Annotated in this window: 11 protein-coding genes and 1 pseudogene; 10 read left to right on the forward strand and 2 right to left on the reverse strand. The window is 64.0% G+C overall.

Annotated features, from left to right (window positions below; genetic code table 11):
* Positions 1-7: 7 nt before the first annotated feature.
* The 3 genes from lpdA (at position 8) to ACOJTD_RS19120 (ending at position 3,271) form a co-directional block, all read left to right on the forward strand.
* A complete protein-coding gene (lpdA, locus tag ACOJTD_RS19110) occupies positions 8-1,429 on the forward strand; it encodes a dihydrolipoyl dehydrogenase (RefSeq protein WP_420134449.1) in 1,422 nt (473 codons plus the stop codon).
* 182 nt (positions 1,430-1,611) lie between these two features.
* Positions 1,612-2,463, forward strand: a complete 852-nt coding sequence (locus ACOJTD_RS19115) for a dihydroxy-acid dehydratase (RefSeq protein ID WP_420134450.1) — start codon at positions 1,612-1,614, stop codon at positions 2,461-2,463.
* The gene (locus tag ACOJTD_RS19120) at positions 2,450-3,271 is read left to right on the forward strand and encodes a sel1 repeat family protein (protein ID WP_420134451.1); all 822 of its coding nucleotides are present in this window, start codon (positions 2,450-2,452) and stop codon (positions 3,269-3,271) included. The genes ACOJTD_RS19115 and ACOJTD_RS19120 overlap by 14 nt, the downstream gene beginning before the upstream one ends.
* 206 nt (positions 3,272-3,477) lie before the next feature.
* Here ACOJTD_RS19120 and xth read toward each other — a convergent pair whose 3' ends face one another.
* Positions 3,478-4,269, reverse strand: coding sequence for an exodeoxyribonuclease III (gene xth / locus ACOJTD_RS19125; RefSeq protein WP_420134452.1), 792 nt, complete (start codon positions 4,267-4,269; stop codon positions 3,478-3,480).
* A 143-nt stretch (positions 4,270-4,412) separates the two neighbouring features.
* On the opposite strand from xth, the gene ACOJTD_RS19130 reads away from it, so the two are divergent.
* The 4 genes from ACOJTD_RS19130 (at position 4,413) to ACOJTD_RS19145 (ending at position 10,276) form a co-directional block, all read left to right on the forward strand.
* Positions 4,413-5,543 carry an efflux RND transporter periplasmic adaptor subunit gene (locus ACOJTD_RS19130; protein ID WP_420134453.1) on the forward strand — a complete coding sequence of 377 codons (1,131 nt, stop codon included), beginning with the start codon at positions 4,413-4,415 and terminating at the stop codon, positions 5,541-5,543.
* A gap of 1 nt (position 5,544) precedes the next feature.
* Positions 5,545-8,673 (forward strand): efflux RND transporter permease subunit, encoded by a 3,129-nt coding sequence (locus ACOJTD_RS19135; RefSeq protein ID WP_420134454.1) that lies wholly within the window; start codon positions 5,545-5,547, stop codon positions 8,671-8,673.
* A 145-nt stretch (positions 8,674-8,818) separates the two neighbouring features.
* Positions 8,819-9,157, forward strand: a complete 339-nt coding sequence (locus tag ACOJTD_RS19140) for a helix-turn-helix domain-containing protein (protein ID WP_420134455.1) — start codon at positions 8,819-8,821, stop codon at positions 9,155-9,157.
* Positions 9,158-9,313: 156 nt separating this feature from the next.
* Positions 9,314-10,276: a hypothetical protein gene (locus tag ACOJTD_RS19145; RefSeq protein ID WP_420134456.1), complete on the forward strand. Its 963-nt coding sequence runs from the start codon at positions 9,314-9,316 to the stop codon at positions 10,274-10,276.
* 122 nt (positions 10,277-10,398) lie between these two features.
* Here ACOJTD_RS19145 and erpA read toward each other — a convergent pair whose 3' ends face one another.
* On the reverse strand, positions 10,399-10,731 hold the full coding sequence (gene erpA, locus ACOJTD_RS19150; protein ID WP_420134457.1) for an iron-sulfur cluster insertion protein ErpA: 333 nt from the start codon (positions 10,729-10,731) through the stop codon (positions 10,399-10,401).
* A 108-nt stretch (positions 10,732-10,839) separates the two neighbouring features.
* Here erpA and ACOJTD_RS19155 point away from each other — a divergent pair, with 108 nt between their 5' ends.
* From ACOJTD_RS19155 to ACOJTD_RS19165, 3 genes and pseudogenes are all read left to right on the forward strand, one after another.
* Entirely contained in the window at positions 10,840-12,054 is a 1,215-nt protein-coding gene (locus ACOJTD_RS19155) for a deoxyguanosinetriphosphate triphosphohydrolase (protein WP_420134458.1), read from the forward strand.
* A 47-nt stretch (positions 12,055-12,101) separates the two neighbouring features.
* On the forward strand, positions 12,102-13,895 hold the full coding sequence (gene argS, locus ACOJTD_RS19160) for an arginine--tRNA ligase (RefSeq protein WP_420134459.1): 1,794 nt from the start codon (positions 12,102-12,104) through the stop codon (positions 13,893-13,895).
* A gap of 102 nt (positions 13,896-13,997) precedes the next feature.
* Positions 13,998-14,182, forward strand: a pseudogene (locus ACOJTD_RS19165) (SPOR domain-containing protein); the annotation flags it as partial.

A 14,182-nucleotide genomic window follows, 5' to 3' on the forward strand; every position in this document is an offset into this window, starting at 1 on the left:
GGCTGCCATGTCCGACACCTCCTTCGACGTCATCATCATCGGCTCCGGTCCCGGCGGCTATGTCGCGGCGATCCGGGCGGCGCAGCTCGGGTTCAAGACCGCGATCGTCGAGAAGACGCATCTCGGCGGCATCTGCCTGAACTGGGGCTGCATCCCGACCAAGGCGCTGCTGCGCTCGGCCGAGATCTATCACTACATGCAGCACGCCAAGGACTACGGGCTGTCGGCCGACAATATCAGCTACGATCCGAAGGCCGTGGTGCAGCGCTCGCGCGGGGTGTCGAAGCGCCTCAACGACGGCGTTGGCTTTCTGATGAAGAAGAACAAGGTTTCGGTGATCTGGGGCCAGGCGACGATCGACGCGCCCGGCAAGATCACCGTCACGGCCTCGAAGACCGAAGCCCCGAAGGGCACGATCGGCCCGGGCAGCTATCAGGCCAAGCACATCATCATCGCCACCGGCGCGCGGCCGCGGGCGTTGCCCGGGCTCGAGCCGGACAAGAAGCTGATCTGGACCTATTTCGAGGCGATGGTGCCCGAGAAGATGCCGAAGTCGCTGCTTGTGGTCGGCTCCGGCGCGATCGGCATCGAGTTCGCCTCGTTCTTCCACACCATGGGCTCCAAGGTGACCGTGGTCGAGGTGCTGCCGCAAATTCTGCCGGTCGAGGACGCCGAGATCGCCACGCTGGCGCGCAAGCGGTTCGAGAAGCAGGGCATCCGGATTTTGTCCGGCACCAAGGTCACCAAGCTCGACAAGAAGGCCGACAGCGTCGTCGCCACCATCGATGCGGGTGACGGCAAGCCGTTCACCGAGGAATTCGAGCGGGTGATTTCGGCGGTCGGCGTCGTCGGCAATGTCGAGAATCTCGGGCTGGAGAAGCTCGGGGTGAAGATCGAACGCGGCACCATCGTCACTGACGGGCTTGGCAAGACCAACGTGCCGGGGATCTACGCGATCGGCGACATCGCCGGACCGCCGATGCTGGCGCACAAGGCCGAGCATGAGGGCGTGGTCTGTGTCGAGGCGATCAAGGGCCTGCACCCCCATCCGCTCGATAAGAGCCTGATCCCGGGCTGCACTTACTGCAACCCGCAGATTGCCTCCGTGGGCCTCACTGAGGCCAAGGCGAAGGAGCAGGGGCGCGACATCCGGGTCGGCCGCTTCCCATTCACCGCCAACGGCAAAGCCATCGCACTCGGCGAGGACCAGGGGCTGGTGAAGGTGATCTTCGACAAGAAGACCGGCCAGTTGATCGGGGCCCACATGATCGGGGCGGAAGTCACCGAGCTGATCCAGGGCTACGTCGTGGCGATGAACCTCGAGACCACCGAGGAGGAGCTGATGCACACCGTCTTCCCGCATCCGACTCTGTCGGAGATGATGAAGGAAGCCGTGCTCGACGCTTACGGCAAGGTGCTGAACGCCTGAGGCTGCAGCGCTGCGCGCCCGTCCCAACCTCCGTTAGCCGACCGATTAGTGGTGGCCCCCGCGCAACGTTTGTTGCGGCTACGCAACAGTTCCGGATCATTTAACCGTCTTTGACGGTGGCTCTTGCGCGCGCCGCTTTTTAGCCACACCGGTCAATGAGACCATCGTCCCAAGACAGGCTCATGAAGGCATGGGCTCAGGTCGGTGGTTTTTCGGTATTGGCGTCGGTCGAGAACGGCCGGGGGTGCGGGTCAAGGATGGACGCGAAGACGGGTCCCAGGTCGAAGCTTGCTAAGCGGTATACCGCCGAATTGGCGGTGCACGCTGGGCTCGGCTGCGATCCCGTGTCATCCGCCGCTACGCAATCTAACGCTGCAACGCAGCACAAGGCGACCGCTCGACAACTTCGTATCAGCACCGACCGATCTGCTGCCGCCGTAGTCTTCAAAAAGACACCATATATCGCGGATTTGCAGCCGGCTGGCCGTGATGTCGCCAAAGACAGAGCAGATGTTGGCAGCATACCGCTCCTGATGAAGACCCAGCTTGATCATGACTTCCTTCACGGCGACCGCCTGACCACCACTGGCCGGACGATCCTCGAAGATCTGAAGTTCGTGACGTGGACTCCGCATCGAGAGCTGGTGCGGCAGACGCAGCGTCCGGTCCTTTTGACCAGCCGCGTCGGGCTGAAGGGAAATCTCGCGCCAGAAGGTGCGATTGTGAAGGTCGCGGGAATGTCGAACCTGCCGTCGTCCGGGCCCGCCCGCCACTTGGGGCGCGATGTCTCTGCGCCCCTGCGCGCGTATGACGACTCGGTTGCCACGCGGGCCTCTCGCACTGCGCCAGACGCAACCGTTGACACGAATTTGACCGACGCCTTCGCACCGTGCCCGTCCAAATGGACTGCTGGAGCGACAGATGAGACGTCGGATGCGCTTTCGGAATATGCCCAGCAGGTCGGACCCGCCTTCGTCGGCGCTATGACCCGTCCGGGCCGGGCGGTCGAGAAGCATTGCTATGCGGATGTTTAAGCGTACGGTTTGTGTCGCGTGGGTGATGGGCGCTACGGCTGCCCTGACGCCGGCGTCTGCCTTCGAGGGCACCCCGGTGAACCCGGAGAATACCGCGATCCCGGTCGCCTCGTCACAGCCGGGCACGGCTCCGGCGCTGAAGAAGGCGATCCCGGCCGAAACCACCACGACGTCTCTGACCGCGCTGCAATACGCTGCAGAAGGCGGTCACCCGATCGCTCAATGGCGGCTCGGCCGGATGTATGCAGACGGCAACGGCGTCGCGCAGGACGATCTGCGGGCGTTCGACTATTTCAGCAAGATCGCCAATGCCCACGCCGAAGACAGCCCGTCGGCGCCGCAGGCCGCTGTGGTCGCCAACGCCTTCGTGGCGCTCGGCCGCTATTATCTCGACGGCATCCCGAACTCGAAGATCAAGCGCGACCCGGAGCGGGCGCGGGAGATGTTTTCCTACGCCGCGTCGTATTTCGGCAATGCCGACGCGCAATACGATCTGGCCCGGCTGTACATCGACGGCATCGGCATGCCGCGCGACTTCCGCTACGGGGCGCGCTGGCTTGGCCTCGCCGCTCAGAAGGGCCAGCATCAGGCCCAGGCGATGCTCGGGCAGCTGTTGTTCAACGGCGAAAAGCTGCCGCGGCAGGCCGCTCGCGGTCTGATGTGGCTGACCCTGGCGCGCGACAGCGCCGCGCCGGAAGAGACCTGGATCAAGGACAGCTACAACCGCGCCTTCGCCAAGGCCTCGGACGACGATCGCGCCATGGCCCTGCAGATGCTCGAGCACTGGGTGCAGGGGCGACGGGACTGAGGCCGCGGTCGAGGGCGTCGCGTCTCGCTTAAACTGTCCAGAAACTAACAACCGTGTCCCGGACAAGGTGCAGCGCGAAGCGCTGCGCCGCAGATCCGGGACCCCGGTTGCTGCCTAAACTAACCAGGCCCCCGTATCTGCAGCGCACCACGCCGCAACAGCGGCGCTGCGCAGCGTCCGGGGAACGTCAAGGCAGGTCAGACACCTTACGCCGTCTCCAAATCCAGATCCGCCCACACCGGCACATGGTCGGACGGCTTCTCCCAATTCCTCACATAGCTATCGATGCCGACGCCCTGCAGGCGGTCGGCGGCTTGCGGCGACAGCAGCAGGTGATCGATGCGGATGCCCCAGTTCTTCTGCCAGGCGCCCGCCTGATAATCCCAGAAAGTGTACTGCCCCGGCGCGTCCGTAGTGGCGCGGAGGGCGTCGGTGAGACCGAGGCCGAGCAGGGCCTGGAAGCTCTCGCGGGTCTCCGGCCGGAACAGCGCGTCGTCGACCCAAGCGGCCGGGTTGTGCACGTCCTCGGGCTGCGGGATGACGTTGAAGTCGCCGGCGAGGATCAGCGGCTCTTCCGTCTTCATCCGCTCCTTCGAGTACTGAAGAAGTCGCGACATCCAGCTCAGCTTGTAGGGATATTTGTCGCTCCCCACCGGGTTGCCGTTAGGCAGATAGAGACAGGCAACACGGACGACTCCGCGCTTCAGCGAGATGACGCCCTCGAGGAAGCGGGCATGGACGTCGGATTCGTCACCAGCGAGCCGCGGCGTGGCTTCTTCGAGCGGATGCTTCGACAGCAGCGCGACGCCGTTGAACGTCTTCTGGCCGTGGGTGACGACGTTGTAGCCGAGGGCCTCGATCGGCTCGCGCGGAAACGCCTCGTCGACGCATTTGATCTCCTGCAGGCAGACCACGTCCGGCTGGCAGTCCTGCAGCCAGGTCAGCAGGTGGTCCAGCCGCTGCCGCACCGAGTTCACGTTCCAGGTCGCAATCCGCATCAAGGTACCCGTGGCAATATATCCGGCGGCTGGCATACCATGGCGCCGCCCGCTGTGATAAGTCTTTGTAAAATCGAGTGCTAAATTCAAGGGAGCGGGGACGGGCAACGGTGCGGCCCCGCAACGGGCTGACACGGAGTGTCATGACGAAGCGACGCTGGATCATCATCGCCATCTTGCTCGCCGCCGGCGGCTTTGCAGCTTACGAATTGCGGCCCTATTGGTCGTCTCAGCAAGCCGCGACCAAGATGGCGCCACCAGCCCGGGTGGTCGCCGTCGATGCAGCCAAGGCCGTGCGCAAGTCCGTTCCTGTCGATGTCGATGCGATCGGAATGGTGGTCCCCATCTCTAGCGTCGCCTTGAAGTCGCGGCTGGAGACCACGATCGTCAGTGTGCATTTCGAAGATGGGGCGCGGGTCAACGAAGGCGATCTGCTGTTCACGCTCGACGCGCGACAGATCGACGCCCAGATCGAACAGGCGGAAGGAAACCTCGCACGCGATCGCGCCCAGCTTGCCGGCGCCGAACGTGATCTGCGCCGCTTCAACGATCTGATCGGGAAGGGAGCGACCACGCAGGTCAATCTCGACAATGCCAAGACCCAGGCAGACATTCTCGCCGGCACGATCAAAGCTGCACAATCGGCGCTCGACAATTTGCGGGTTCAGAAGAGCTACACGCTGATCCGCGCGCCGTTTGCCGGCCGCATCAGCGCAGCCAACGTGAAGGTCGGCAACTTCGTCCGTCCCGCGGATACGGCGCCGCTCGCGACCATCAATCAGATGGCCCCCGTTTACGTCGCGTTCGCTGTGCCGCAGCGTGTGCTCGGCGATCTGCGCGATGCGATGAAGGCAAATACGGCTAGCGTCACGGCCACCATCCCCGGTAGCGGCCGGTCGGAGCAGGGCACGGTCGCGATGGTCGAGAACACGGTCGATGCGACCACCGGCATGGTGACGGTTCGCGGCATCATGGACAACGGCAACGAGACGCTGTGGCCGGGCACCCTCGTCAACACCAGACTGACGGTGCGAAGCGAGGACGCCGTCACAGTGCCGACCGTGGCGGTCCAGCGCAGCCAGAGCGGAAACTTCGTGTTCGTGGTTCGCGACGGCGTGGCCCATGTGCAGCACGTCAGCGTCAGCCGGACCCACATGGGCGAGAGCGTGATCACCGAAGGTCTGTCGGGCGGCGAGAATGTCGTCACCGATGGCCAGCTGCTGCTATCCGAGGGCACCAAGGTCGAGCCGCGCAGCCGCAAGGCCGGAGCCTGATATGACGCTCTCCGAGCTGTGCATCCGCCGGCCGGTGATGACGACGCTGATCACCGCGTCGCTGATCGTGTTCGGCCTGTTCGGCTATCGGCTGCTGCCGGTGTCGGCGCTGCCCAAGGTCGACTTCCCGACCATTGCGGTGACGGCGACGCTGCCGGGCGCCAGCGCGGACACCATGGCGGCGTCGGTCGCGGGCATTATCGAGCGCCAGCTCTCGACCATTGCCGGCATCTCGTCGATGTCGTCGAACTCGTCGCAAGGCACCTCGGTCATCACCATCCAGTTCGATCTCGGCCGCAACATCGACGCGGCCGCGCTCGACGTGCAGACCGCGCTGACCATCGCGCAGCGGCGCCTGCCGATCGAGATGACGACGCCGCCGAGCTTCCGCAAAGTGAACCCCGCGGAATTTCCGGTGCTGTTCGTGGCGCTGAGTTCGGCGACGCTGCCGCTGTCGGCCGTCAACGAATACGGCGACATCACCATCGGCCAGGCGCTGTCGCAGATCCCCGGCGTCGCCCAGGTGGTGATTTACGGGCCGCAGAAATTCGCCGTTCGGGTGCAGGCCGATCCTGAAGCGGCGGCCGCGCGTGGCCTATCGCTCGAAGACATTCGTGCCGCCGTCGCACGCGCCAATTCTTCAACCCCGGTCGGCACCATGAGCGGTCCGAAGCAGGACTTCGTGCTGCAGGCCTCCGGTCAGATGGACAAGGCCGCCGACTATCGCCAGATCGTGGTGGCATGGCGCAATGGCTCGCCGGTCAAGCTGGACGAAGTCGCGCGGATCTACGACAGCGTCGAGAACGACCGGCTCGCCACCTGGCTCAACGACGACCGCGCCATCGTGCTGGCGATCCAGAAGCAGCCCGACGCCAACACCGTCGCGGTGGTCGATCTGGTGCGCGAGCGGTTGCCGTCGCTACGTGCCCAGATCCCGCCGTCGGTCGAGATGACGGTGACGATGGATCGTTCCGTTTCGGTCCGGCAGGCGGTGTTCGACGTCCAGGAGACGCTGGCGATCGCCGTGGTGCTGGTCGTGCTGGTGATCTTCCTGTTCCTGCGCAAGGCCTCGGCGACCTTCATCCCGGCGCTGGCGGTGCCGATCTCGCTGCTCGGCACCTTCGCCGTGATGTACCTGCTCGACTTCTCGATCAACAACATGACGCTGCTGGCGCTGACGCTGTCGGTCGGCTTCGTGGTCGACGACGCCATCGTCATGCTCGAGAACATCATGCGGCACATCGAGGACGGCATGCGGCCGTTCGAGGCGGCGCTGAAGGGCGCGCGCGAGATCGGCTTCACTATCATCTCGATCACGCTGTCGCTGATCGCGGTGTTCATCCCGGTGCTGCTGATGGGCGGTATCGTCGGCCGGGTGTTCCGCGAGTTCGCGGTGACGATCTCGATCGCCATCCTGGTGTCCGGCTTCGTGTCGCTGACGCTGACGCCGATGTTGTGCGCGCGGATGCTCAAGGCGCACGATCCGGCCAAGCGTGAGAACATCGTGCTGCGCGGTTTCGAGGCGATGTTCGCCGGTTGGCTGCGCGGCTACGAATGGGCGCTCGACAAGGTGCTGGCGCACAAATTCCTGATGCTGCTGGTGACCTTCGCGACGCTCGGCGGCACGATCTATCTGTACATGGTGGTGCCGAAGGGGTTCTTTCCGCAGGAGGACACCGGCTTCCTGATCGGCGTCACCGAGGCTGCGACAGACACCTCGTTCGAGGCGATGAAGGAGCGGCAGCTCGCGCTGGTGCAGATCCTCCGCGAAGATCCGGCGGTCGACTACATCAACAGCACGGTCGGCGCCGGCGGTCCGAATCCCACGGCCAATTACGGCCGGCTGTTTGTCGGCCTGAAACCAATCAAGGAACGCGATCCCGCGCCGAAGGTGATTTCGCGGTTGCGCCAGCAGGCAGCTCAGGTGCCCGGCATCCAAGCGTTCTTCCAGAGCATCCAGAACCTCAACATCGGCGGACGTATTTCGAAGAGCCAATACCAGTACGTGATGCAGGGGAGCGACACTGAGGCGCTGTATCGGCTCGCGCCCGAGATGCGCGACAAGATCGCCAAGCTGCCGGGCCTGCTCGACGTCACCACCGACCTCTACATCCGCAACCCGCAGATGACCGTCGAGATCGATCGCGAGAAAGCCGCGGTTTACGGCATCACTGTCGATCAGGTCCGCAACCAGCTCTATAACGCCTACGGCTCGCGGCAGATCGGCACGATCTACACGCCGACCAACGATTACCAGATCATCCTCGAGGTGCAGCCGCAGTTTCGCGTCGATCCGAACGATCTGTCGAAGCTGTATCTGAAGACGGCCAACAACCAGACCATTCCGATCGAAGCCGTGGCGCGGATGGTGCCGAGCATCGGCGCACTGCAGATCAATCACCAGGGCCAGCAGCCCGCGGTGACGATCTCGTTCAATCTCGCGCAAGGCCACTCGCTTGGCGAAGCGGTCGATCGCATCACCCAGGTGGAGCGCGAGGCGAATTTGCCGGCGACTATCTTTACCGGCTTCTCCGGCACTGCGCAGGTGTTCCAGGAGAGCCTGCGCGGGCAGGGCGTGCTGATCCTCGCCGCGGTGTTCGCCGCTTTCGTCATCCTTGGCATCCTCTACGAGAGCTTCATCCATCCGATCACGATCATTTCCGGCCTGCCGTCGGCCGGCATCGGCGCGATCCTGACGCTGATGCTGTTCAACATGGAGCTGTCGGTGATCGCGATGATCGGCATCGTCATGCTGGTCGGCATCGTCAAGAAGAACGCCATCATGATGGTCGACTTCGCATTGGAGCGGCGCCGCGTCGGGCTGTCGGCCGAACTCGCGATCCGCGAGGCGGCGCTGCTGCGCTTCCGACCGATTATGATGACGACGCTGTCGGCAATCTTCGGCACGCTGCCGATCGCATTGGGGGCGGGTGCCGGCGCCGAACTGCGCCAGCCGCTCGGCGTCGCAGTGGTCGGCGGCCTGCTGCTGTCGCAATTGCTGACGCTGTTCATCACCCCGGTGATCTACATCTATCTCGACAAGATCGATCGTCGCCTGAAGCGTGGGCTCGAGCCGCAACTCGAAGATGTCAGCGAGGATGTCCGACCTCACGCGACCGCGGCGGAGTAATCGGTGAAGCCGCGTATGGTGGCGACGGTGCCTTGCCGCATCCTCGTATGTTCACGAGTCTGATTTCGCCTCGGAATAGGATATGCACGTCCAGGTTGTGGCGTATGTGTCTGCAGGGCGTCGGATGTCCAGCCGCGGTGAGAGGATGGTGCAGGCGATGCGGCTGCGCGGCATGACCAAGCAGCACGCGCTGGCATTTGCGATCGGCGTCAACGAAAGCACCATCACCCGCTGGAAAAACAACGCGCCGATGTCCGTCGAGCACGTCGTGCTGCTGTGTCGCGCTCTGGATATTTCCCTTGATTGGTTCTTGAACGGTGACGGCGCCATCGGCGCTCCGGCGTCGGATGCGACATGTCCAGGGCGTCCAGAATCCGGATTTCTCTCAACTATGCGACAGGCCGAAGCGGCCTTGAGCGATCAGTCCAAAGCGCTACTCGCCGCTTTCGTTCAGTCCGTTCTGATCCAGGAAAAGCGTCCTTAGTGTTCCTTGCATCGGGCGCAAGCGACCTCGGCTGTCGGTTGCCCCGAGCGCAAGAAGAAGTCTTCGCTCGCCACGACATGCACGCATAAGTTGTAGTGGCTGGTTGATTCAGGCCAGCGGTAACCTGGGGCCGGATCGATCCGGCAGGAGGTCAAAATGCCGACGACGATTACGATCAACGTCACCAACAACAGCAACGTGCTGCAGAACTTCTTCTTCTTCCAGCAGCCCGCCGCGTATTCCGGCGGTCAGCAGGTCTACACCAACAGCCTGTATAGTCAGGCCTTGCTGCCCTACAGCACATCGGGGGCGGTCCTCACCTTCACGATGATCCTGCAGTACTATGCGGGCGTCCAGCAGCAGGTGCAGCCGCCGCAGGTCGGGCAGCCGTCCGGTCAACTGGCGGCGATCCAGGCCATCAACCTCACTTCGGCGTCCGGCGGTCCACAGACCAACAACACGACCAACATGACGGTGTCGCCGTCGCTGGGGCTGTCCGTTCCAGCCTATACCGCCGGCCCGCAGGCCGGATCGTTTCGTATCGTCACGCCGACCTTCAACCCGGTGCTCACCAACTACAATGCGGGCTCCGCGGTTCAGTCGCTGTCCGGAGCGATCACGCTGTCGAACTTCGTGACGGTTCAGCCGAACAACAATCTCGACTGTCAGCCGATCATCAAGTTCTACGTGCAGACCGGCAGCTACACGGCCGGCACGGTGATGAACTTCACCAGTTCGTCGATCAACGCCGCGCTCTGCGACGCGACGCCGGGCTTCACGACGTTCAACGTGACCTACAATGTCGACGGCACTTGGACGGTGAAGAACATGGCGGTGAGCTCGCTGGCCGACGGTACGTTCGGTCTGGTCGAGAAGGCCGTGACCTCCAACGGGCTGCTGGCGGCGCTGTCACCCAACGCGGTGGTGAAGAACGAAGCCGGCACCGGCGTGATTTCGACCGGCAACGCCGCCAACTTCGATCTGCCGACGACGATCACCAACCTCAGCAATCCGGGCGGCCTGGCCGTCTTCAAGGAGTATCAGGTCGGTCCGACCAACGGCCCGTTCAAGGGAACGATGTGTACCAATCTGGCGGGCACCACGGGCACGTTCTCGTAGGCAGCCGCCGGGGTTGGTAAGCCGGGCGCAACCCAGCTCGTTCGGCCATCTGCAGCCGGGAGATCTCTGACCGAGGTCTCCCGGCGAATACGTGCGGAAGCCGCGGGCGAGGGGTGCCGCGCTCAGATCGAGAAGCTGGTCCCGCAGCCGCAGGACGCGGTCGCATTGGGATTGTTGACCCGGAACGATGCGCCGATCAGGTCGTCGACGAAGTCGACCTCGGAGCCGGTCAGAAACGGGACCGATGCGGAATCGACCAGCACCACAGCGCCGTCGCGCGCAATAACGAGGTCGTCGTCGGTCTTGGCGCGATCCACGTCGAACTTGTACTGGAAACCGGAGCAGCCGCCGCCTTCGACGCTGATGCGAAGCATCGCGCCGGCGCCTTCGCCCTTGAGGATTTCGCCGATCCGGCGCGCCGCGCGCTCGCTGATGGTGACGCTGGTGTCGGTCATCTGTTGCTCCATATCCCGAACAGGGATTGTGCCGTCATTGGATTTCCATGCAAGCCATAGTTAAGTGCACTGCAATCGAGAATCAAACGGGTCAGGGATAGCTTCAGCGTGTCGGTCGGGATGGCAGCTCCTCGCGCAGCCTATGGCTGCGATCCGGACCGCAGCCGCGGCCGGCAATTCGCCGAACCGGCGAGCAGCAACCGCAGCGCGTTCCGGCGCGATTGCGACCGCGTGATCCACTCCAACGCGTTCCGCCGGCTCAAGCACAAGACCCAGGTGTTCGTCTTCCACGAGGGCGATCACTACCGCACCCGGCTAACCCATAGTCTCGAGGTCGCCCAGATCGCGCGGGCGATCGCGCGTCAGCTCGGGCTCGACGAGGACCTCACCGAGACGCTGGCGCTGGCGCACGACCTCGGCCATCCGCCGTTTGGCCACGCCGGCGAGCGCGCGCTGGATGCCTGCCTGCGCGATCACGGCGGGTTCGATCACAACGCCCAGACGCTGAGGGTGCTGACCGCGCTGGAGCATCGCTATCCGGAGTTCGACGGGCTCAATCTGACCTGGGAGACGCTGGAGGGGGTGGTCAAGCACAACGGTCCGCTGACCGACAGGTCTGGCCGGCCGCTGCCGCGCTACGCCGAGCGTGGCGTGCCTGCGGGGATCGCTGAATTCAACGCGCGCGTCGATCTCGAACTGTGGAGCTTCGCGTCGCTCGAAGCCCAGGTGGCGGCGATCGCCGACGATATCGCCTATGATGCCCACGACATCGATGACGGCCTGCGGGCCGGGCTGTTCCGGGTGGACGACGTGCGCGCCGTGCCATTGGCGGCCGACATCATCGCCGATATCGATCGTCGGTATCCCGGTCTGGCAGAGAGCCGGAGGGGTGCCGAGCTGGTGCGGGAACTGATCTCGCAATTGATCCGGGCCGTCACGGCCGAGACGATTCGGCGGCTGACAGCGGCAGCGCCGCGATCGCCCGAGCAGGTGCGCCAAGCCGCGACCGCGATGGTCGCATTCCCGGCGGAGATCACGGCGGCCGAAAAGGAGATCAAGGCCTTCCTCTGGACGCATATGTATCGCGCCGAGCGGGTGATGGCGGTGATGCGCGATGCCGAGGCGATCGTCGCAGACCTGTTCCAGCGCTATTGCGACCATCCGGCCGATCTGCCGTCCGACTGGCTACCGGCCGACGGGCCTGTGGCCGAGTGCGAGGCTGACCGCTTCCGCCGCATCCGCAACTTCATCGCCGGCATGACGGACCGATACGCCTTGAACGAGCATCAGCGGCTCTTTGACTCGACCCCGGAATTGCGTTAGGCGGCGCCGGACCGGCCAAATGGCCGCCTTTCAATCCCATTGCAGACATGTCCGATCAAACCACGTCCACGCATCTCTTCGCCCATGTTCTGTCGCGCGTGCACGCGGCCTGCGCCGCACTGATCGGCGAGGGGGCTCTGCCGGCCGGGATCGATCTTGTGCGCATCGTGGTCGAGCCGCCGAAGGACGCCTCCCACGGCGACATGGCGACCAACGCCGCGATGGTGCTGGCCAAGGACGCCAAGGCCAAGCCGCGCGATCTCGCCGACAAGATCGCCGAGAAGCTGCGGGCTGAAGAGCAGATCGCCGAGGTGGCGATTGCCGGCCCTGGCTTCATCAATCTGACCCTCAAGACGGCCGTGTGGGCACAGGCGCTGCGGGACGTCCTGGCGGCTGGCGATGGTTATGGACGCTCCGGGATTGGAAACGGCGAGAGGGTGAACATCGAATACGTCTCCGCCAATCCGACCGGCCCGATGCACGTCGGCCATTGCCGCGGCGCCGTGTTCGGCGACGCACTGGCCAATCTGCTGGACTCCGCCGGTTACAACGTCACCCGCGAGTACTACATCAACGATGCCGGCGCGCAGGTCGACGTCCTGGCCCGCTCCGCGTTCTTGCGTTACCGCGAGGCGCTGGGGGAGACTATCGGCGAGATTCCGGAAGGACTGTATCCGGGCGATTACCTGGTGCCGGTCGGACAGGCGCTGAAGGCCGAGCACGGCTCGGCGTTGAAAGAAATGCCTGAGCCGCAGTGGCTTCCGATCGTTCGCGCCAAGTCGATCGCGATGATGATGGAGATGATCAAGGGCGATCTCGCCGCTCTTTCGATCACCCACGAGGTGTTCTTCTCCGAAAGGTCGCTCATCGAAGGCGAGCGCAATCGGGTTGCGGACACCATCGATTTCCTGCGCGCCAAGGGCGACGTGTACCAAGGCCGGCTGCCGCCGCCAAAGGGCGCGCCGGTGGACGATTACGAAGACCGCGAGCAGACGCTGTTCCGCGCCACGGCGTATGGTGATGATGTCGACCGGCCCCTGCTGAAGTCGGACGGCTCCTATACGTACTTCGCCTCCGATATCGCATATCACAAGGTGAAGTTCGATGCCGGCTGTCCGACCCTGGTCGACGTGCTGGGCGCCGACCATGGCGGTTACATCAAGCGGATGCAGGCTGCCGTGCAGGCCGTTACCGCCGGGAAGGGCACGCTCGACGTCAAGATCGTCCAGCTGGTTCGCCTGCTACGCAATGGCGAGCCCGTGAAAATGTCCAAGCGGGCCGGCGATTTCGTGACGCTTCGTGAAGTGGTGGATGAAGTCGGCTCGGATGCCGTCCGCTTCATGATGCTGTTCCGGAAAAACGACGCGGTGCTCGATTTCGACCTCGCCAAGGTCATCGAGCAGTCCAAGGACAACCCGGTGTTCTACGTGCAGTACGGTCATGCCCGGGGCCACTCGATCTTCCGCAATGCTCGCGAACTGTTCCCGGATCTACCGGAGGCGACCGATGCACGGATTGCGTTCCTGAAGGATGCCGCGGTCGAGCGGCTGACCGACCCGGCCGAACTCGATCTGCTTCGCCGGCTGGCGCTGTTTCCGCGAACCGTGGAAGCCGCGGCGCTGGCGCACGAGCCGCACCGCGTCGCGTTCTACCTGTACGAGCTGGCCAGTGAATTTCACGCACACTGGACGCGCGGGCGTGATGCGCCTCATTTACGCTTCATTATCAATAATGATGCAGAGATTAGCAGGGCGCGACTGGCGATGGTTCAGGGCGTCGTCTCGGTACTGGCATCGGGGCTTGCCATTCTCGGCGTCACAGCGCCGGACGAGATGCGATAGGGGACGGCCGGTCAGATTGGGGATCTGTAGCGGCTTTTGAGAGCGGCTTATCGTCTGCGTAAGCGGGTTTTGGCGGCTTTCCCGAATGGGACGCGACATCACATGACCGATCGATACCACGACCGACCCTTCCCGGCGGATGACGAAGAGACCCGCGCAACCTACGCCCAGCAAAAGACCGACAACGATCCTCTTGCCGAACTCGCTCGCCTGATCGGCCAGACCGATCCATTCGGTAACCAGCTCGCATCAGCACCGGCTCGGCCGGCATCCCGCGCAACCAATTT

Source organism: Rhodopseudomonas sp., from assembly GCF_048594845.1.
Lineage (GTDB): Bacteria > Pseudomonadota > Alphaproteobacteria > Rhizobiales > Xanthobacteraceae > Rhodopseudomonas.